The following is a 19,872-nucleotide window of genomic DNA, read 5'->3' as shown; positions in this document are numbered from 1 at the left end:
TGCGAGGCGTCAGCGCTCTTCTTCGGAGGCGGATGCGGGAACGGCCGTGAGCCGCTCCGTCTCGTCCTGTATCTCAGCGGCGATCTTCTTGAGTTCCGGCTCGAACTTGCGGCCGTGGTGGGCGCAGAAGAGCAGTTCTCCGCCGCTGAGCAGGACGACGCGCACGTACGCCTGGGCGCCGCAACGGTCGCAGCGGTCAGCGGCCGTCAGCGGGCTCGCGGGGGTCAGAACAGTAGTCACGTCGCCTCTTCTCTAGCTCGACGAGCTGTCGTACCAGGGTCAACATCCAACCAGCCCGAAAATGTTCCCGCTCGGGGCTTGCCCTCGAAAAATCTCTTCCGAGTCCGGCTGTCTGCTGCCGGTTGGCGGCGAATGTGCCGTTTTGCGTGTCTGTAGGGTTTGCGGTTTGGCGCTGCGGGTCGGTGTTCTCGTCGTTCTCGTCGTTCTCGCCCTCCCGGCCGGCTTGCCGGTTGTTCATGAGGACGTGCCCGGAGCCTAAATGGTTCATGCCTCGAAGGGAACGTGATGTGTACTTCACCCGATCGAGGGATCGAACACCCATGCGACCCTGGACTAGTCTGTCTTCCGGGTGAGGGTGGCGTGACAACGGCTCTACCAGGCCTCGGTACCCTCATGGCGGCAGACCGAGCCGCGCCCTTACCCACTGGGGCCCCATCTGAAATTCAGCGAGGAGCGAACCGCGTGACCGCCGAGACGTCCGTGCCGTCGTCCACAGCGCTGCTGGCAGGAGCTGACCGGGACGGTTCCAATTACACTGCGCGGCACCTGCTCGTCCTCGAGGGGCTCGAGGCCGTACGCAAGCGCCCGGGTATGTACATCGGATCCACCGACAGCCGCGGGCTCATGCACTGCCTGTGGGAGATCATCGACAACTCCGTCGACGAGGCCCTCGGGGGCTATTGCGACCACATCGAGGTGATCCTCCACGACGACGGTTCGGTGGAGGTCCGCGACAACGGCCGCGGCATCCCGGTCGACGTGGAGCCGAAGACCGGCCTGTCCGGCGTCGAGGTCGTGATGACCAAGCTGCACGCGGGCGGAAAGTTCGGCGGCGGCTCGTACGCCGCCTCCGGCGGCCTGCACGGCGTCGGCGCCTCCGTCGTGAACGCCCTGTCCGCCCGCCTCGACGTCGAGGTGGACCGCGGCGGCCACACCCACGCCATCAGCTTCCGGCGCGGCGTGCCCGGCGCCTTCGCGGCGAACGGCGCGGACGCCAAGTTCACGGCCGAGAGCGGCCTGCGCAAGGCCAAGCGGATCCCCAAGACCCGCAGCGGCACGCGCGTGCGCTACTGGGCCGACCGCCAGATCTTCCTCAAGGACGCCAAGCTCTCCCTGGAGAACCTGCACCAGCGGGCCCGGCAGACCGCGTTCCTGGTGCCCGGCCTGACCATCGTCGTCCGTGACGAGTTCGGCCTCGGCGAGGGCGGCAGCAAGGGCGAGGAGTCCTTCCGCTTCGACGGCGGCATCAGCGAGTTCTGCGAGTACCTGGCGAGCGACAGGCCGATCTGCGACGTCCTCCGCTTCTCCGGCCAGGGCACCTTCAAGGAGACCGTCCCGGTTCTGGACGACCACGGCCAGATGACGCCCACCGAGGTCACCCGTGAGCTCGGCGTCGACGTCGCCCTGCGCTGGGGGACGGGCTACGACACGACCGTCAGGTCGTTCGTCAACATCATCGCCACCCCCAAGGGCGGCACCCACGTCGCCGGCTTCGAGCAGGCCGTCGCCAAGACGATGAACGAGGTGCTGCGCGCCAAGAAGCTGCTGCGCGTCGCCGAGGACGACATCGTCAAGGACGACGCCCTGGAAGGGCTCACCGCGGTCGTCACGGTCCGTCTGGCCGAGCCCCAGTTCGAGGGCCAGACCAAGGAGGTCCTCGGCACCTCGGCGGCCCGCCGGATCGTGAACACCGTGATCACCAAGGAGCTCAAGGCCTTTCTGACCTCCGCCAAGCGCGACGCCGCCGCGCAGGCCCGGGTGGTCATGGAGAAGGTCGTCGCCGCCGCCCGCACGCGCATCGCGGCCCGCCAGCACAAGGACGCGCAGCGCCGCAAGACGGCCCTGGAGTCCTCGTCGCTCCCCGCCAAGCTCGCCGACTGCCGCAGCGATGACGTGGACCGCAGCGAGTTGTTCATCGTCGAGGGAGACTCCGCGCTCGGCACCGCCAAGCTCGCCCGGAACTCCGAGTTCCAGGCGCTGCTGCCGATCCGCGGCAAGATCCTCAACGTGCAGAAGTCGTCCGTCACGGACATGCTCAAGAACGCCGAGTGCGGCGCGATCATCCAGGTCATAGGGGCCGGCTCCGGCCGTACCTTCGACATCGACGCCGCCCGCTACGGCAAGATCATCATGATGACCGACGCCGACGTCGACGGCTCCCACATCCGCACCCTGCTGCTGACGCTGTTCCACCGCTACATGCGGCCCATGGTGGAGGCAGGCCGCGTGTTCGCCGCGGTGCCGCCGCTGCACCGGATCGAGATCGTCCAGCCCAAGAGGGGCCAGGACAAGTACGTGTACACGTACTCGGACCGCGAGCTGCGCGACAAGCTCCTCGAACTGCAGAGCAAGGGCGTCCGGTACAAGGACTCCATCCAGCGCTACAAGGGGCTCGGCGAGATGGACGCCGACCAGCTGGCCGAGACGACCATGGACCCGCGCCACCGCACCCTGCGCCGGATCAACCTCTCGGACCTGGACGCGGCCGAGCAGGTCTTCGATCTGCTGATGGGCAACGACGTCGCCCCGCGCAAGGAGTTCATCTCCAGCTCGGCGGCGACACTGGACCGGTCGCGCATCGACGCCTGACCGCCGAGCCGGGCGCCGGACTCTCGCACGGAACCCGGTGCCGGGCAGCGCACGCCGTCACCGGGACGGCAAGCGGTGCGGTGCGCCGTGTCACCTGCCGCCGGAGCGGTGCGTCGTGCCCGCGCCGAGGCAATTGTCCGGCCGCCGTCGGGTTGGTCACCTGATGGGGTGAAGGGCCTGGTAAAGCAGGTTCGGGGAGGTTCCCGGTCTGTCCATGCTGGGGCATGCAGTCAAGCAACGGTCCCACCCGCGCAGGCGGGGACATCGCCGGAAGTCCGGCCGCACATGACGACGACCACGCCCCGCCCGCGGCAGGGGCGCCCGCAGGGGTGCGGTACGACGACCCGTGGCACGACGCACTCGCCTCCGGCTGGGGCGAGTCGGCCGGAGGCGGCGTATCCCTTCCCGCGCAGGCTGCCGGGACGCCGGGCCGCACGGGCGTGACGGGAGCGGCGGAGGCGGCCGCTCCGGCCGACGTCTACCTCCAGGTCCAGCACAGCGCGGCCTTCCAGGAAGTGCGCCGCCGGTACCGCAGGTTCGTGGTGCCGAGGGTCGTCGTCTTCCTCACCTGGTACGTGGGCTACGTCGTGACCGCGACGACCGCTCCGGCGCTGATGGCGAGGCCGGTGGTGGGATCCGTGAACGTGGGGATGGCCGCGGGACTCGGGCAGTTCCTCAGCACCTTCCTGCTCGCCTGGGCCTACGCCCGGCACGCCCGGCTGCGCAGGGACCGGGCGGCACTCGAACTGCGCTGGGAAACGCAGGAGTTGACGCGCGGCGCCCGAGGGGGTGCGTGGTGACGGGCCATCACCAGACACTCGCGCTGTCGCTGTTCAGCGCGTTCGTCGCGGTCACGCTGGGCATCACCACATGGGTGAGCCGCCACCGCCACGGCTCGGCGGAGGAGTTCTACGCGGGCGGGCGCCTCTTCTCGCCGATGGAGAATGGTTTTGCCATCGCGGGCGACTACATGTCCGCCGCGTCCTTCCTGGGCATCTCCGGGCTCATCGCGCTGTTCGGCTACGACGGGCTGCTGTACGCGGTCGGCTTCCTGGTGGCCTGGCTGGTGGTGCTGTTCCTCGTCGCCGAACTGGTGCGCAACTGCGGGCGGTTCACGCTCGCCGACGTGGTGGCGGCACGGATGAGCGAGCGGCCGGTGCGGATCGCGGCGGGCGCCTCCTCGGTCACCGTGTCCGTCCTGTACCTGGTGGCGCAGATGGTGGGCGCCGGCAGCCTGGTCGCGCTGCTGCTCGGCGGCACGAGCGGGGCCGCGCGGTCCTGGACCGTGATCGGTGTCGGCACGCTCATGATCGTCTACGTGTCGCTGGGAGGGATGCGGGCCACCACCTGGATCCAGATCGTCAAGGCGGTACTGCTGCTCGGCGGGACGCTCGTGCTGACCGTGCTCGTCCTGGCGCGCTTCCACGGCGACTTCGACCGGCTCCTGCTGACGGCGGCCGCGCGCAGCGGACACGGCGAGGCGTTCCTCGCGCCGGGGCTGAAGTACGGCGGGGACTGGACCGCCCGCCTCGACTTCATCAGCCTGGGACTCGCCCTGGTCCTGGGCACCGCCGGGCTGCCGCACATCCTCTCCCGCTTCTGCACCGTGCCGACCGCCCGCGCGGCCCGCCGTTCCGTGCTCTGGGCGATCGGGCTCATCGGCGGCTTCTACCTGATGACGATCGTCCTCGGCTTCGGCGCGGCGGCGATCGTGGGACCGGACGCGGTACGCGGCTCGAACGCGGCGGGCAACACCGCGGTGCCGCTGCTCGCCCTCGACCTCGGAGGCGGCGCCGACTCCACGGGCGGAACGGTGCTGTTCGCCGTGGTCGCCGCCGTCGCCTTCGCCACGATCCTGGCGGTGGTCGCCGGGATCACCCTCGCCTCCTCGGCGTCCGTGGCCCACGACCTGTACGCGTCCCTGCGCCGCCGCGGCGGCAAGCCGCGCAGCGAGGTCGCCGTGGCACGGCTCGCCGCGGTCGGCATCGGCGTCCTCGCGATCGCCCTCGGACTGCTCGCCCGCGATCTGAACGTCGCCTACCTGGTGGGCGTCGCCTTCGCCGTCGCCGCGTCGGCCAACCTCCCGGTGCTGCTCTACTCGCTGTTCTGGGCCGGATTCACCACACGGGGCGCCGTGTGGTCCGTCTACGGCGGGCTGGTGCCCGCGCTGGTCTTCGTCACCCTCTCGCCGGTGGTGTCGGGCAGCCCCGAGTCGCTCTTCCCGGGCGTCGACTTCCAGTACTTCCCGCTGCAGAACCCCGGTCTGATCTCGATCCCGCTGGGCTTCCTCGCGGGCTGGCTGGGCACGGTCACCTCCGCGGAGGCACCGGACGAGGCCAGGCACGCGGAGACCGAGGTGCGGTCGCTCACCGGGGCGGGAGCCGTCTGACGCGGGGCCTCGGTCCGTCGCACGGCGGGCGCCGGTTCCTCGCCACCGTCGGCCGGCGGTGGTGCCCGCGGCCGGCGCGGGGCAGCGCGTGACCGGCTACGGAGCCACCCAGGCGTAGAGGTGCTCCGGGCGGCCCGTGTCGCCGTACCTGAGGGACAGCCGGAGGCGGCCGGCCTGTTCGAGGTGGCGGAGGTAGCGCTGGGCCGTGGAGCGGCTCAGGCCCGTCTCGGCGGCCACCTCGTGGGCCGAGAGCGGATGGCCGGCGTCGTGCAGGACGCGGCAGATCAGGTCGGCCGTCGGCTCCGAGTGGCCGCTGGGCAGCCCCGGCGACGACGACGGCACCGACGCGGTGCGCAGCGCGCCGAAGATCCGGTCGACCTGTTCCTGTCCGGCGATCCCGCGGCCGCCGACCCGGTCGACCGTCCGGCGCAGGGCGGCGTACGAGTCGAGGCGGGTGCGCAGGGCGGCGAAGGTGAACGGCTTGACCAGATAGTGCAGGGCGCCCAGGCGCATGGCGGCCTGCACGGTCGCCACGTCGCCGGCCGCGGTGATCATGATGACGTCGGTGCCGTGGCCCTGCTCCCGCATGCGGTGGGCGAGTTCGAGGCCGGTCTGGTCGGGCAGGTAGTGGTCGAGCAGGACCAGGTCGATGGCCCCTCGCTGCACGGTCGCCAGGGCCTGGGCGGCGCTGTGCGCGCGGGCGGCCACCCGGAAGCCGGGAACCTTTCCCACGTACCTCGCGTTGATCTCGGCGACGCGGAAGTCGTCGTCCACGACCAGGACGTCAATCATCGGGCCTCTCTCCGTTCAAGGCCTGGCGGGCATCGTGTCAAGCCCGTGTTTCGGCTCCGCTGTTGTAACGCGAGCAAAAAGAGCACAACAGGCTGTTGCAGGCAAAAGAACGGCATGCGCACAGAAGGCTCCTGCTGCGGCCCGGGCCGCCTCTACCGTCCCCGGCCATGAGCCCAGACAACAGCCCCGCCATTCAGCTGCGGGGCGCCAGCAAGATCTTCAAGACCCCGTCGGGGGGTCTGCACACGGCTGTCCGAGACCTCGACCTCACCGTCGGGCGGGGGGAGTTCGTGGCGGTCGTCGGACCCACCGGCTGCGGCAAGTCGACCACGCTCACCCTCGTCAGCGGGCTGGAAGAGCCCACCGAGGGCGAGGTCCTGGTCGCCGGGGAGCCGGTCCAGGGCGTCGGCGGCAAGGTCGGTTTCGTCTTCCAGCAGGACGCCACCTTCCCCTGGCGCACCGTCCTGTCCAACGTCATGGCGGGGCCGCGTTTCCGTGGCGTGCCCAAGGCCGAGGCGAAGCGGAAGGCGCGCGAGTGGCTGGCCCGGGTCGGTCTCGCGGCCTTCGAGGACCGTTATCCGCACCAGCTCTCCGGCGGCCAGCGCAAGCGTGTCGCGCTCGCCGCGACCTTCGTCAACGACCCCGAGATCCTGCTGATGGACGAGCCGTTCTCGGCGCTCGACGTGCAGACCAGGGCGCTGATGTCGGACGAGTTGCTGGAGCTGTGGGAGGGCACCGGCGCCTCCGTCGTCTTCGTCACCCACGACCTGGAGGAGTCGATCGCCCTGGCCGACAAGGTCGTCGTGATGACGGCCGGGCCCGCGACCGTCAAGCACGTCTTCGACATCGACCTGCCGCGGCCCCGCAAGGTCGAGTCGGTGCGCCTGGAGCCGCGGTTCATCGAGATCTACCGCGAGATCTGGGAGTCGCTGGGCGAAGAGGTCCGCATCACCCGCGAGAGGGGTGCCGCGAATGTCGCCTGAGGTCCTCGCCACACCGGTCGTCGACACGGTCAAGGCCGCCCCGGGCCGCGCACACTCACGCGCGCGTGCCGCCCGCAAACGCAAGATCGTCGTCACGGCGTCCCGCGTGCTGCTCCTGATCGCCTTCCTCGGCGTGTGGGAGGCGCTCTCCCGCGCCAAGGTCATCGATCCGTTCAACTTCTCGATGCCCTCGAAGATCTGGGACCAGATCCACACCTGGCTCACCCACGGGACGGCGCTCGGCTCCCTGGGCGAGCAGATCTGGTTCACCCTGCACGAAGCGCTGCTGGGGTGGGTCATCGGTGTCGTCGCCGGCGTGGTGTTCGGCATCGCGCTGGGGCGGATCGCCTTCCTCGCCGACATCCTCGGTCCCTACATCAAGGTGCTCAACTCGATCCCCAGGATCGTCCTCGCGCCGATCTTCGTGATCTGGTTCGGGCTCGGACCGGCCTCCAAGGTCGCCTCCGCCGTCGTGCTGGTGTTCTTCCCGGTCTTCTTCAACGCCTTCCAGGGCGCCCGGGAGGTCGACCGCAACCTGGTCGCCAACGCCCGTATCCTCGGCGCGAGCGACCGCAGGGTGACGCTTCAGGTCGTCATCCCGTCCGCCACCTCCTGGATCTTCACCAGCCTGCACGTCAGCTTCGGCTTCGCCCTCATCGGCGCCATCGTCGGCGAGTACATCGGCGCCACCAAGGGCATCGGCCTGCTCGTCGCGCAGTCCCAGGGCACCTTCAACGCGGCCGGGGTGTACGCCGCGATGGTCATCCTCGCCGTCGTCGCGCTCCTCGCCGAAGGGCTGCTCACCTTCGCCGAGCGCCGCATCTTCCGCTGGAAGCCGTCGGGCTCCGACAGCTGAACGCCCTCGGACGCGCCCCTCGAACCACCCCCCTTTCTCCCCGCACCGCCCTCTCACAAGTCACAAGGACGTGAACCACCATGCGCAGAAGCGCCAGATACGCCTCCCTGGCCGCGGCCGGCCTGCTCGCCCTGTCCTCCCTCACCGCCTGCGCCAATGACGCGGCGAGCAGCGCCTCCGCCGGCTCCGGCGGCAAGGGCGACGGCAAGGGCACCAAGGTCAAGATCATGGTCGGCGGCCTGGACAAGGTCATCTACCTGCCCGCGATGCTGACCCAGCGGCTCGGCTACTTCGACGCCGAGGGACTCGACGTGGAACTGCTGAGCGAGCCGGCCGGCGTCCAGGCCGAGACCGCGCTCGTCTCCGGCCAGGTCCAGGGTGCCGTCGGCTTCTACGACCACACGCTCGACCTGCAGACCAAGGGCAAGTCCGTGGAGTCAGTCGTGCAGTTCTCGCACGCGCCCGGCGAGGTGGAGATCGTCTCCCAGAAGGCGGCGGGCGACATCACCTCGCCCAAGGACTTCAAGGGCAGGAAGCTCGGCGTCACCGGCCTCGGCTCCTCCACCGACTTCCTCACCAAGTACCTCGCGGTCAAGAACGGCGTGCGGGTCGACCAGTTCACGCCGGTCGCCGTCGGCGCGGGGCCGACCTTCATCTCGGCCCTCCAGAAGGGTGCCATCGACGGCGGCATGACGACCGATCCGACCGTCGCCACGATCCTGGACAAGAAGGCGGGCAAGGTGCTCCTCGACATGCGGACGCCGGAGGGGTCCCAGGAGGCGCTCGGCGGCCCATACCCGTCGTCGAGCCTGTACATGCAGACGGACTGGGTGAACAGCCACAAGGACACGGTCCAGAAGCTGGCCAACGCGTTCGTCAAGACGCTCAAGTGGATGTCCGCCCACAGCTCGTCCGAGATCGCGGACAAGATGCCCGCCGACTACTCCCAGGGCAACAAGGTCCTGTACGCCGCCGCCATCGAGAGCACGCTGCCGATGTTCACCAGGGACGGCGTGATGCCCGCCGACGGTCCCGCAACGGTCGAGAAGGTGCTCAAGGCGTTCAACCCCAACATCAAGAACGCCAAGGTGGACCTCGACAAGACGTACACCACCGAGTTCGTGGAGAAGGCCGCGGACTGAATCCGTACGCACGGGGGGCACGGTCCCTTCCCCGCCCCCCACCCGGCCGTGCTCTCAGACGCGGGCCGCCCACACGTAACGGTGTTCCGGGCGGCCCGCGTCGCCGTACCTGAGGGTGAGCCGGGCCCGTCCGGTGCGCTCCAGCAGCTTCAGGTACCGCTGGGCGGTCTGCCGGCTCACCCCGGTCCGCTCGGCGATCTCCTGCGCCGACAGCGGGACTTCGGCGTTCATCAGGCAGCGGCGCACCAGGTCGGCGGTGGCGGGGGAGTGCCCCTTGGGCAGCCCGGGCTCCGGGGGCGCCGACAGCGCGCCGAAGATGCGGTCGACATCGGCCTGCTCCGCCTCGCCGCCGCCGTCGAGCGTGCGGCGCAGCCGCGCGTACGCCTCCAGCTTGGCGCGCAGGCCCGCGAAGGTGAACGGCTTGACCAGGTAGTGCAGCGCGCCCTGCCGCATCGCCGCCTGCACGGTCGACACGTCCCGGGCCGCCGTCACCATGATCACGTCCGCCCGGTGGCCGCGGCGGCGCATCTCCTGCACGACCGCCAGACCCGTCTCGTCGGGCAGGCAGTGGTCCAGCAGGACCAGATCGAGGCCGGGCAGCGCCTCCAGCCGACGCAGCGCCTCGCCCGCGCTGTGCGCCTGACCGGCCACGTGGAAGCCCGGGACCTTCTCCACGTAGGCGGCGTTGACCCGCGCGACCCTGATGTCGTCGTCCACGACCAGGACCTCGATCATCGCGACTCCTCCTCGACGGGGTGGTCCGTCCTGACGGGGTACCGTTCCTCGACGGGGCGGACCCCGGTCGCGGTCGGCGCGGGCTCCGGTTCGGCCAGCGCCTCGGGCAGCACCACGGTGAACTCCGCGCCGCCGCCCTCGGCCTCGGCCACCGTCGCGCTGCCGCCCTGGCGCTCGGCGAGCCTGCGCACCAGGGAGAGCCCGATGCCGCGCTCCCGGTGCGCGGGCGGCTCCTTGGTGGACCAGCCCTCGGTGAAGATCAGCTCGCGTTGTTCCGCGGGGATCCCGGGCCCGGTGTCGCGCACCCTGAGCACGGCCGTACGGCCCTCGCAGCGCAGCTCGACCTCCACCCGCGCGTGGGGCGTGCCCGCGACGGCGTCGAGCGCGTTGTCGACCAGGTTGCCGACGACGGTGACGAGTCCCCTGGGGTCGATCAGCCGGTCCGGCAGCCACGTCCGGTCCGAGATCCACAGGGCCACGCCCCGCTCGGCGGCGACGGTCGCCTTGCCGACCAGCAGCGCCGCGAGCAGGGGGTCCCGGATCTTCTCGGCGACCTGCTCGGAGGTGGCACGGTGGTCGCCGACCACCTCTCCGATGAACTCGACGGCGTCGTCGTACATCTCCAGTTCGAGCAGCCCCAGGAGGGTGTGCATGCGGTTGGCGTGCTCGTGGTCCTGGGCGCGCAGTGCGTCGATCAGGCCGCGCGTGGAGTCGAGCTCCCGGCCGAGCCGTTCCAGTTCGGTCCGGTCGCGCAGGGTGGCGACGGCGCCGCCGTCGTCGGTGGGCATGCGGTTGGCGACCAGGACGCGTCGGCCGCGCACGGTGAGCAGGTCGGTGCCCGTCACCCGGCCCGCCAGGATGTCGGCCGTCCGCCCCTCGCCGAGAACCTCGTCGGGAGACCTGCCCACGGCCTCGTCGCCGATGCCCAGCAGGCGGTGCGCCTCGTCGTTGAGGAGGCGCACCCGGCCCGCGCGGTCCAGCGCGACAACGCCCTCCCGGATGCCGTGCAGCATCGCCTCGCGTTCCGCGAGCAGCCCGGAGATGTCGGAGAAGGCCAGGTCACGGGTCTGCCGATGGACCCGGCGGGAGACCAGCCAGGCGGCCAGCGCGCCGACGGCCAGCGCCGCTCCGGCGTAGGCGAGCAGCTCGGGTATCGCGCCGAGGAGCCGGGCGCGGACGCTGTCGTACCTGATGCCGACCGAGACGGCGCCGACGACGTGGCCCGCGTCGTCGTACAGCGGCACCTTGCCGCGGGCCGTGCGGCCGAGGGTGCCGACGTCGATCGCCATGACCTCCTCGCCCGCCAGGGCCTCGCTGGGGTCGGTCGAGACGATGCCGCCGATCTGCCCGGGGTCGGTGTGGGACCAGCGCACGCCCCGCCAGTCCATCACCACGACGTACCGCGCCCTGGTGGCCTTCCGGATCCGTTCCGCCTCCCGCTGCACCGGCCCTTCCGGCGTCGGCGGCGTGGTCTGCAGGTCCCTGACGATCCGCGGTTCCTGCGCGGTGGTCTCCGCGATCGACAGCGCACGGCGCATCGCCTGGTCGTCCAGCTGCCGGCTCAGCGGAGCCAGGAACAGCCCGGTCGCGAGCACCGCCACCCCCGCGGCGATTGCCACCTGCATCAGCAGCACCTGGGAGAACATCCGCTTGGGAAGGCCGAGACGCCGGCGTGCGGAAGGAGTGGGGCTGGGGCTCATGGCGACGACGGTACGTGGGCCCGCGCCGGCCGTCGTAGGGGTGCGGGGGGATTTCCCGAGCGCTCTCCCGATCGCTCTCCCGATCAGTTCCGCGATCCGTCTCCCGATCAGTTCCGCGATCCGCCGCCCGATCAATCTCGATCAATTTCTCGATCAATGTGGACCGTGACAGTCAACGGGTTGATCCGCGAGGTCAGCCCGCGAGCGCCGGTGTCAGCTCGCGCACCGCCAGCACGTCCATGCGCCCCGGCGAGCCCAGAACCGATGCCCCGCAGCTCTCCGGGCGGGGCGGCAGGGCCGCGCCCTGGGCCACCACGACGCGCCAGTGCCGCCCGTCCGTGTGGGCGACGGTCACCTCCCAGCGCGGCGCGGAGCGGTCCGTGCCCACGACGCTCTCCGTGTCCACGACCGTCAGGGCGCCGGCCGCGTATTCGCGCGCGGCCGCCCGCACGGCCAGTTCGGCCGCCTGGCCGGGCCGCTCCCACGCGGAGCTCCCGCGGCATCCCTCGACGACGATCCGCCCCTCCTCAACGCCGCGCAGGACCTCCTCGACGGCGTCGGCCCGAGCGCGGCCGTAGGCGTATCCGTACGGCAGCACGAGCAGCGTGGGCGAGAAGCGGTGGCCACCGAGATGAGTGACCTCCCAGACGCCCTCCGTCCCTGACGCGGCCAGCTCGGCGGCGAGGGGGCGGCCGAGCAGCGCGCAGCAGCGGTCGCGCCTGCCGTTGGTGCAGACGAGCGCGAGCGGGGCGCCGGTGTGGGGCCGGGCGCCGAGCACCGAGTCGAAGGTGCGGTGCTCACCCCTGCCGAGCGCGGCCAGGTCGAGGCCGAGCAGGTCCCGCGGGTCGCTGGTGGTGGCGGAGTGCAGCCATGTCCTGCCGGGGACGGTGTGGGCCGCGTACACCCGGCGGGCGACGCGGGTGCCGCAGTCGGCGTGCCGTCCGGGGCGGCGGATGAGCGCCACCCGTACGCCCGTGCCCCGCGCGGCCGCTTTCAGGGCGTGGCCCACCGCGGGATCGAGATGGCTGGAAGTGAGCGCCTCGGCGCCCCACGGGCCGGGCTGTTCGAGCAGGAGCCAGGTCCTCGCGGTGGCCGCGGTGCCCGCGACGGGCTCGTCGAGCTCGCGGGAGGCGGAGGAACAGATACTCACACAGGTGAGCCTAACCTGACTTCATCCCCGGCGGCTTCCGGCCGTGTCCCTGCCCGTGTCCGTGTCCCTGCCTGTGTCCCTGCCCGTGTCCCTGTCCGTGTCCTGCTCCGGCAGTGGCTGGGGCGGCCGTGGACCGACGTAGTGGCCGCTCGGGCGCATGCGCAGGGGGCGTTCGCCGTACTCCTCCAGGGCGTGCGCGATCCAGCCCGCGGTACGGGCCACGGCGAAGATCGTCTCGCCCGCTGTGGCGGGCATGCCGCAGGACGCGGTGAGGACGGCGAGGGCCAGGTCGACGTTGGCGTGCAGCGGGGTGTGGCGGGCGGTGGTGGCCACGACGTCGCGGGCGGCGGCGAGCGCGGGCGCGGCGTGCGGGAGGTCCTCCAGGAGGTCGAACAGGACACGCGCGCGTGGGTCCTCGCCCGGGTACAGCCGGTGGCCGAGTCCCGGGATGCGCCGGCCGGCCCGCAGTTCGTCGGCGATCACGGGGCCCGCGTCGCCCTGGTCCAGCACCTCGAGCAGCAGCCGGTGGGCGTTTCCGCTGGCCGCGCCGTGCAGCGGGCCTTCCAGCACGCCGAGCCCGGCGGAGACGGCGGCGTAGGCGTGGGCGCGGGCCGACGCGGCGACGCGTACCGCCAGGGTCGAGGCGGCGAGGTCGTGGTCGACGAGGAGGGCGAGCGCGGTGTCCAGGGCGCGCAGCGACGGCTCGTCGGCGTCCCGGCCGCTCAGCCGCGTCCACAGGCGGTGGGCGAGCGGGTCGTCGTCGCGGTGTCCGCCGTGCACCGGCGGCAGAGCGGCGACGAGCGTCGGGATGAGCGTGCGCGCCGTGCCGAGCACGGTCTCCTCGGAAAGGTCGAACCGCAGGGGGTCGGCGACCGCGGCGGCGATGGCGGCCACCCGCAACCGGTCGGTGGGGCCGGCGTGGTCCGGCAACGCGTCGACGGCGCGGCGGGCGACGGCGACGGAGGCGCCGGGCGCGCGGAAGGTGACGCCGGGACGCAGCCGGCCCGTCCACAGCCACTCCGCGACCTCTTCGTAGGTGTGGCGGGTGGCCAGCCGGGTCGCGTCGACGCCCCGGAAGTAGTACCGGTCCGACTCGATGAGCGTGATCCGGGTCCGCACCGACAGCTCGCCGCCGGAGCCCGGACTCACCGCGCTCTCCCGCCGGTTGCGCCGCGCGAGGGCCTCCACCTCGCCTGCGTCGAAGCTGCTGCCCCGCCCGCCGGGCACACGCCGGCTGCTGAGCTGCCCGCGGCTGACGTACGCGTACACGGTCTCGGGTTTCACCCCCAGCAGCTCGGCGGCTTCCTTGGTGGTCAGGCGCCGCTCGGGGTGACCGGCGGGGGGCTCTCGATCGCGCATGGGAGTCACGGTATCCGCAGGGCGGCGGCGGATTCCTCACCTTGATCCGCACCTTGATCCGCACCTTGATCCAGAACGTTGGGCGACTGCATCGAGCAACTGTGTCGATTGAAGCGTCGAGGGACGGAAGGGTCCGGCTCCGCTGCCGGTGCCGGACCCTCGCCGTGGTCACAGCGCTGGGCTGTGGGTGTCAGTCGTGGGGGATGTCCTCTCGGGCGCGGACGAGTGTCTCGCGGCTGATGACCACGATGCGTTCATCGTCCGCGCGAGTGGCGTCCTCGGGCAGCTGGCCCTCGAGTTCCGCGGTGGCCTCCCGGCCGATCACGGCGTAGTTGCCGTCGCTGAGTTCGAAGATGTCGGGACAGGACTGTCCCGACAGACTGCCTCGCGCGCTGGGAGGGGCGCCGATCCGGCGTACGATTGCGACCAATGTCTCGGCCTTTCATACGGTGCCGTTGAGGACCACACAACCTGACGGTGTCGCGCTTGCAAGCGTATGAGCCGGTTGCGGCTACCTGTGGGGGATGTCCGCCTTCGCGTGGATGAGGGTCTCACGGCTGACGACGACGATCCGCTCGTATTCGGCCCGGGAGGCGTCGGCGGGAAGTTCGGATTCGAGTTCTTCTGTCACGTCCGTGCCGATGACGGCGAACCTTCCGTCGGACAGTTCGAAAATGTCGGGGCAGTTGGCCCCGGTGACGCTTCCCCGCGCGGTGGGAGGGGTGCCAAGCCGACGGATGATCTGGCTCACTGGTGGGACTTCCTTAATTTGGTCGAGGCTGGATGATTCGCACCGTCGTTGCGCGGTGCGATGCGGCCCTGTGGGGCGATGGCCTCGACAACCGGGCGACACGGAGCGGCACTTGGCGGGGATCGACCCGTTCGTGGTCGCGTAGTAGTCAACCTTGTTGGTATCTGAGGAAACGCGGCGGTTTATTGCTTCGTTACCGCCCAACTGTGTGATCCGCCCGGAAGCGGGGTAGGGCGCCCGCAATTGCCGGGCGAGGGCGCCCCGGCCGGGCTCACTCCTGTTCCACGGGCGGTTCGCCGACCACCCACCACTCGTCAATGTCCGTCTCCTCCAGCTGGGTGAGAAGGTCGTCGACCATGCGTCCGATTTCGGCTTCGTCGGAAGTGCCGATGAGAGTGGCCCGGTGGGGGCGGGTCGCGTACCAGTACTCCCGGAATATGGGGTGTTGCAGCATTCCGCGGGCAAAGCCGAAGAACTCCTCGCGGGTGATGTTGCCCATGCGGTAGTAGCAGAGCGCATTGGTGTAGAGCGCGTTCGCGAAGAGGAACTGGCGCTGTTTCCCGGGCGGGACGTGTCCGCCGTAGGCGTCCAGCACCTCGGCCAGCTCCGGGTCGTCCATGGCCTTGCTCAGCAGCTCCCAGTGCTGGCGCTGTTGCAGGGCGAGGTTGGCCTGGCGCTGGATCTGCGCGGCCTGTTCCAGGAGTTCCACCCGGGTGCGCAGTGCGTTCACCGCGGGGCGCTGGACGGCCATGGTGACGGCAGTTCCCGCGACCAGGCCGATCCCTGCCGCGGCGGCGGCCCACAGCCGCGATCCCACGCTTCCTCTGGCCACGTATACCCCCGATTCAGGCGGCCGTCCGCCGGTCGTCGGGATGCGGGTGGGCTGACGGGGACCGGCGAGCGGTGGGCGGCGCTTGCCGTCTCCCAGAGTGCCGAGCGGCTCTGACCGGCGGGGAGGCGGAGAGGAGGCGCACGGAGGGAAGCGAGGGTCGCACACTCCGGCGCCTTGCCCAACGTCTGCCCCGCAAGTGCCGTTAGGAATCGTTCACTCAGTGCAGATTCCGCCTGCTCGTATCCTGGTGCGGCATTCCATCCCCCTGCGTGCGCCGGAGCCGCGCCCCGGTGCACGCGTCGGCGTCAGAGAGGTCGCAGAGTGAGTCAGCCGAGCCGCAGTCCCCGGCAGATCCCGGTCGTCGTGCTCGCCGGATTCCTCGGCTCTGGAAAGACCACTCTGCTCAACCACCTCCTGCACCGCAGCGGCGGCAGCCGTATCGGGGCCGTCGTCAACGACTTCGGCTCGATCGAGATCGACGCCATGGCCGTCGCCGGCGCGCTCGGCGACTCCACCGTCTCCCTCGGCAACGGGTGCCTGTGCTGCGCGGTCGACCCCGGTGAGCTCGACGTGTACCTGGAACGGCTCGCCGCGCCCTCCGCCGGCATCGACGTCATCGTGATCGAGGCCAGCGGTCTCGCCGAGCCGCAGGAACTCGTCCGCATGGTGCTCGGCAGCGAACTGCCGCAGATCGTGTACGGCGGTCTCGTCGAGGTCGTCGACGCCGCCGAGTTCGACTCCACCCGCGCGGCACACCCGGAGATCGACCGGCATCTCGCCCTCGCCGACCTCGTCGTCGTCAACAAGCTCGACCGGGCACCCGACGGCGAGCGCGTCCTCGCCCTGGTGCACTCGCTCGTCGACCGTGCCGCCGTCGTCCCCGCCACCTACGGCCGCGTCGACCCGGAGTTCCTCTTCGACTGCCGGCCCGGCGAGGAACGCGTCGGCCAGCTGTCCTTCGACGACCTGCACGACCACGGCGACCTCGCCGCCGAGCACGCCGGCCATCCGCACACCGCCTACGACAGCCTGTCCTTCGCGTCCGACGTCCCCCTGGACCCCCGCCGGCTGATGGCGTTCCTCGACAGCCGGCCCGACGGGCTGTACCGGATCAAGGGCTACGTCGACTTCGGCGCGTACGACGTCAGGAACCGGTACGCCGTGCACGCAGTGGGCTGTTTCCTGCGCTTCTACCCGGAGCCCTGGGCCGCCGGCGAGCCGCGGCTGACCCAGCTCGTGCTCATCGGCTCCGGCATCGACGCCTCCGCCCTCGGCAAGGAACTCGAGGCGTGCGGGAACGATGCCCCGCACACCGCCGACGAGCACGGCATGTGGGGCGTCCTGCGCTACGTCCAGGATCCCGACGAGGACGTCCTGGATCCCGGCGAGGTTGTTCAGTACCCCGGTGAGGACGTCCGGTACCCCGGTGAGGACGTCCGGTACCCCGGTGAGGACGTCCAGGACCCCGACGACGACCTCGCGGAGCCGGCGTAGGGCCCCTCCCGGGGCCCGGGAGGGGCTTCCCGCCGGATCGCGGGCGACTCACCGAAGCGACGGCGACGGTGACGGTGACAGTGACGGCGCCGCCCGCGTGTCCGGACCGCTGCCTAGACCGGTCCCGCCGCCACCGCCACCGTCTTCGGCAGCGACACGCCCGAGCCGTCGCGGCGCGGGTCGATGTCCGGCAGCTCGGCCGGGGTGCCGTTCTTCTGCGCGGCCCTGGCCGGCGCGGGACCCGCCCACGCCAGGGACAGGCAGTCCTCGCCCTTCAGGAACCGCTGGCAGCGCACACCGCCCGTGGCGCGGCCCTTGCGCGGGTACTGGTCGAACGGGGTCAGCTTGGCCGTCGTCTGGACGGAGTCGTCGAGCGTGCCGCGCGATCCCGCCACCGTGAACACGACCGCGTCCACCGCCGGGTCCACCGCCGTGAAGGAGATCACCTTCGCGCCCTCCGTGAGCTTGATGCCCGCCACGCCGCCCGCCGGCCGGCCCTGCGGACGCACCTGCGAGGCCTGGAAGCGCAGCAGCTGCGCGTCGTCCGTGATGAAGACCAGGTCCTCCTCGCCGGTGCGCAGTTCGACCGCGCCGACGATCCGGTCGCCGTCCTTGAGCGTGATGACCTCCAGCTCGTCCTTGTTGCCCGGGTAGTCCGGCACCACGCGCTTGACGACGCCCTGTTCCGTGCCGAGCGCCAGACCGGGGGAGGACTCGTCGAGCGTGGTCAGGCACACCACCGTCTCGTCGTCCTCCAGGGAGACGAACTCCGCCAGCGGCGCCCCTCCGGAGAGATTCGGCGCCGACGCCGTCTCCGGCAGCTGCGGCAGGTCGACGACGTTGATGCGCAGCAGACGGCCCGCGGAGGTCACCGCGCCGATCTCGCCGCGCGCCGTCGCCGGGACCGCCGAGACGATCACGTCGTGCTTGGCCCGCCGGGCGTCGGCGTCCTGCTCGAAGGGCTCGCCGTTCGCCGTGCGGGCCAGCAACCCCGTCGAGGAGAGCAGGACCCGGCACGGGTCGTCGGCGACCTGCAGCGGCACGGTGGCCGCCGTGCTGCCCGCGGACTCCAGCAGGACCGTACGCCGCTCGGTGCCGAACTTCTTGGCCACCTGCGCCAGTTCGGTGGAGACCAGCTTGCGCAGCTCCGCGTCCGACTCCAGGATCCGGGTCAGCTCCGCGATCTCCGCGTTCAGCCGGTCCTTCTCCGCCTCCAGCTCGATGCGGTCGTACTTGGTCAGACGGCGCAGCGGGGTGTCCAGGATGTACTGCGTCTGGATGTCCGACAGGGAGAAGCGCTCCATCAGGCGCTCCTTCGCCTGCGCGCTGTTCTCGCTGGAGCGGATCAGGCGAATGACCTCGTCGATGTCGACGAGCGCCGTCAGCAGGCCCTCCACCAGGTGCAGGCGGTCGCGTCGCTTGCCGCGCCGGAACTCGCTGCGGCGCCGCACGACCTCGAAGCGGTGGTCGAGGTAGACCTCCAGCAGCTCCTTGAGGCCCAGCGTCAGCGGCTGCCCGTCCACCAGGGCCACGTTGTTGATGCCGAAGGACTCCTCCATCGGCGTCAGCTTGTACAGCTGCTCCAGGACGGCCTCCGGCACGAAGCCGTTCTTGATCTCGATGACCAGGCGTAGCCCGTGCTCACGGTCGGTGAGGTCCTTGACGTCGGCGATGCCCTGGATCTTCTTCGAGCCGACCAGGTCCTTGATCTTGGCGATCACCTTCTCCGGGCCGACCGTGAAGGGCAGTTCGGTGACGACCAGGCCCTTGCGGCGCGCGGTGACGGTCTCGATGGACACCGTCGCCCGGATCTTGAACGTGCCGCGGCCCGTCTCGTAGGCGTCCCGGATGCCGGAGAGGCCGACGATGCGCCCGCCGGTGGGCAGGTCGGGGCCGGGGACGTGCTTCATCAGGGTGTCCAGATCCGCGTTCGGATAGCGGATCAGGTGGCGGGCGGCCGCGACGACCTCGGAGAGGTTGTGCGGCGGCATGTTCGTCGCCATGCCGACCGCGATCCCCGAGGAGCCGTTGACCAGCAGGTTCGGGAAGGCGGCCGGGAGTGCGACCGGTTCCTGCTCCTGGCCGTCGTAGTTGGGCGCGAAGTCGACGGTGTCCTCGTCGATCGACTCGGTCATCAGGCTGGTCGCCGCGGCCTGACGGCACTCGGTGTACCGCATGGCGGCCGGCGGGTCGTCGTTGCCCAGCGAGCCGAAGTTGCCGTGGCCGTCGACCAGCGGCACGCGCATGGAGAAGGGCTGGGCCATGCGCACCAGCGCGTCGTAGATCGACGCGTCGCCGTGCGGGTGCAGCTTGCCCATGACCTCGCCCACCACGCGGGCGCACTTCACATAGCCGCGGTCGGGGCGCAGGCCCATCTCGTTCATCTGGTAGACGATGCGGCGGTGCACCGGCTTCAGGCCGTCCCGGGCGTCCGGCAGGGCCCGGGAATAGATGACCGAGTACGCGTACTCGAGGAAGGAGCCCTGCATCTCGTCGACAACGTCGATGTCGAGGATCCGCTCCTCGAACGCGTCGTCGGGCGGCGGGGTCTTCGTGCTGCGGCGGGCCATCGCTGCCGGCTCCTCCTGGTATCTGTCGCTCGCTTGCGGGGCTGCGCGTAGCCGCCCCTGCGGCTCAATCGTGCTGGAGCGTTTGACGGGATCTGACGCGGACCATTGTGGACCGCGGGACTGACAGCGTGCGCCGGGACCCGGTGCAGGCGGTCCGGCCGGCACCCGGTGCCGCGCCGACGCGGCTGCCCGCAGGCTAACCCGATCCGCTGTGGGCGTACGCCGTCCGGGAACTTCGCCCCGGCTCCGCCCGCTTGCATACAGTGGCAGGACCGGCAGGAAAACCGCGA

General features: G+C 71.0%; 17 protein-coding genes. 7 read left to right on the top strand and 10 right to left on the bottom strand.

Going from position 1 to position 19,872, the window contains the following annotated elements; all coding sequences use genetic code 11:
* Positions 1 to 9: 9 nt before the first annotated feature.
* Positions 10 to 240 carry a hypothetical protein gene (locus ACH4ZX_RS04770; protein ID WP_053848812.1) on the bottom strand — a complete coding sequence of 77 codons (231 nt, stop codon included), beginning with the start codon at positions 238 to 240 and terminating at the stop codon, positions 10 to 12.
* Between the two features lie 462 nt (positions 241 to 702).
* Between ACH4ZX_RS04770 and ACH4ZX_RS04765 the strand changes: the two genes are divergently transcribed.
* From ACH4ZX_RS04765 to ACH4ZX_RS04755, 3 genes are all read left to right on the top strand, one after another.
* Positions 703 to 2,829 carry a type IIA DNA topoisomerase subunit B gene (locus ACH4ZX_RS04765; protein ID WP_398267482.1) on the top strand — a complete coding sequence of 709 codons (2,127 nt, stop codon included), beginning with the start codon at positions 703 to 705 and terminating at the stop codon, positions 2,827 to 2,829.
* Between the two features lie 224 nt (positions 2,830 to 3,053).
* Positions 3,054 to 3,629: a DUF485 domain-containing protein gene (locus ACH4ZX_RS04760; RefSeq protein WP_398267480.1), complete on the top strand. Its 576-nt coding sequence runs from the start codon at positions 3,054 to 3,056 to the stop codon at positions 3,627 to 3,629.
* Positions 3,626 to 5,218: a cation acetate symporter gene (locus ACH4ZX_RS04755; RefSeq protein ID WP_398267477.1), complete on the top strand. Its 1,593-nt coding sequence runs from the start codon at positions 3,626 to 3,628 to the stop codon at positions 5,216 to 5,218. The genes ACH4ZX_RS04760 and ACH4ZX_RS04755 overlap by 4 nt, the downstream gene beginning before the upstream one ends.
* Positions 5,219 to 5,314: 96 nt before the next feature.
* Here the strand turns inward: ACH4ZX_RS04755 and ACH4ZX_RS04750 are convergent, their stop codons facing one another.
* A complete protein-coding gene (locus tag ACH4ZX_RS04750; protein ID WP_398267474.1) occupies positions 5,315 to 6,010 on the bottom strand; it encodes a response regulator in 696 nt (231 codons plus the stop codon).
* Positions 6,011 to 6,177: 167 nt separating this feature from the next.
* Between ACH4ZX_RS04750 and ACH4ZX_RS04745 the strand changes: the two genes are divergently transcribed.
* From ACH4ZX_RS04745 to ACH4ZX_RS04735, 3 genes are all read left to right on the top strand, one after another.
* On the top strand, positions 6,178 to 6,993 hold the full coding sequence (locus ACH4ZX_RS04745) for an ABC transporter ATP-binding protein (protein ID WP_398267471.1): 816 nt from the start codon (positions 6,178 to 6,180) through the stop codon (positions 6,991 to 6,993).
* Positions 6,983 to 7,849: an ABC transporter permease gene (locus ACH4ZX_RS04740; RefSeq protein ID WP_398267468.1), complete on the top strand. Its 867-nt coding sequence runs from the start codon at positions 6,983 to 6,985 to the stop codon at positions 7,847 to 7,849. Before ACH4ZX_RS04745 ends, ACH4ZX_RS04740 begins: the two co-directional genes overlap by 11 nt.
* A gap of 80 nt (positions 7,850 to 7,929) precedes the next feature.
* Positions 7,930 to 8,991, top strand: a complete 1,062-nt coding sequence (locus tag ACH4ZX_RS04735; RefSeq protein WP_398267465.1) for an ABC transporter substrate-binding protein — start codon at positions 7,930 to 7,932, stop codon at positions 8,989 to 8,991.
* Positions 8,992 to 9,045: 54 nt separating this feature from the next.
* Here the strand turns inward: ACH4ZX_RS04735 and ACH4ZX_RS04730 are convergent, their stop codons facing one another.
* From ACH4ZX_RS04730 to ACH4ZX_RS04700, 7 genes are all read right to left on the bottom strand, one after another.
* A complete protein-coding gene (locus ACH4ZX_RS04730; RefSeq protein ID WP_398267462.1) occupies positions 9,046 to 9,726 on the bottom strand; it encodes a response regulator in 681 nt (226 codons plus the stop codon).
* Complete coding sequence (locus ACH4ZX_RS04725; RefSeq protein ID WP_398267459.1) at positions 9,723 to 11,426, bottom strand: ATP-binding protein; 1,704 nt, start codon at positions 11,424 to 11,426, stop codon at positions 9,723 to 9,725. Before ACH4ZX_RS04725 ends, ACH4ZX_RS04730 begins: the two co-directional genes overlap by 4 nt.
* Positions 11,427 to 11,619: 193 nt before the next feature.
* Positions 11,620 to 12,576, bottom strand: coding sequence for a sucrase ferredoxin (locus tag ACH4ZX_RS04720; RefSeq protein WP_398267456.1), 957 nt, complete (start codon positions 12,574 to 12,576; stop codon positions 11,620 to 11,622).
* A 21-nt stretch (positions 12,577 to 12,597) separates the two neighbouring features.
* Positions 12,598 to 13,935, bottom strand: a complete 1,338-nt coding sequence (locus tag ACH4ZX_RS04715) for a citrate/2-methylcitrate synthase (protein WP_398267453.1) — start codon at positions 13,933 to 13,935, stop codon at positions 12,598 to 12,600.
* A 190-nt stretch (positions 13,936 to 14,125) separates the two neighbouring features.
* Entirely contained in the window at positions 14,126 to 14,365 is a 240-nt protein-coding gene (locus ACH4ZX_RS04710) for a hypothetical protein (protein ID WP_398267450.1), read from the bottom strand.
* 81 nt (positions 14,366 to 14,446) lie between these two features.
* On the bottom strand, positions 14,447 to 14,686 hold the full coding sequence (locus ACH4ZX_RS04705; protein ID WP_398267447.1) for a hypothetical protein: 240 nt from the start codon (positions 14,684 to 14,686) through the stop codon (positions 14,447 to 14,449).
* A gap of 271 nt (positions 14,687 to 14,957) precedes the next feature.
* Positions 14,958 to 15,503: a DUF6082 family protein gene (locus ACH4ZX_RS04700; RefSeq protein WP_324785141.1), complete on the bottom strand. Its 546-nt coding sequence runs from the start codon at positions 15,501 to 15,503 to the stop codon at positions 14,958 to 14,960.
* Positions 15,504 to 15,839: 336 nt separating this feature from the next.
* On the opposite strand from ACH4ZX_RS04700, the gene ACH4ZX_RS04695 reads away from it, so the two are divergent.
* Entirely contained in the window at positions 15,840 to 17,012 is a 1,173-nt protein-coding gene (locus ACH4ZX_RS04695) for a CobW family GTP-binding protein (RefSeq protein ID WP_398267444.1), read from the top strand.
* A gap of 113 nt (positions 17,013 to 17,125) precedes the next feature.
* Here the strand turns inward: ACH4ZX_RS04695 and ACH4ZX_RS04690 are convergent, their stop codons facing one another.
* On the bottom strand, positions 17,126 to 19,582 hold the full coding sequence (locus ACH4ZX_RS04690) for a DNA topoisomerase (ATP-hydrolyzing) subunit A (RefSeq protein WP_398267441.1): 2,457 nt from the start codon (positions 19,580 to 19,582) through the stop codon (positions 17,126 to 17,128).
* Between the last annotated feature and the right edge of the window lie 290 nt (positions 19,583 to 19,872).

It is taken from the genome of Streptomyces sp. NPDC020490, assembly GCF_044335305.1.
Classification (GTDB): domain Bacteria; phylum Actinomycetota; class Actinomycetes; order Streptomycetales; family Streptomycetaceae; genus Streptomyces.
Note: the sequence above shows the minus strand (reverse complement) of the source record. Positions and strands in the feature narration are given on the sequence as shown.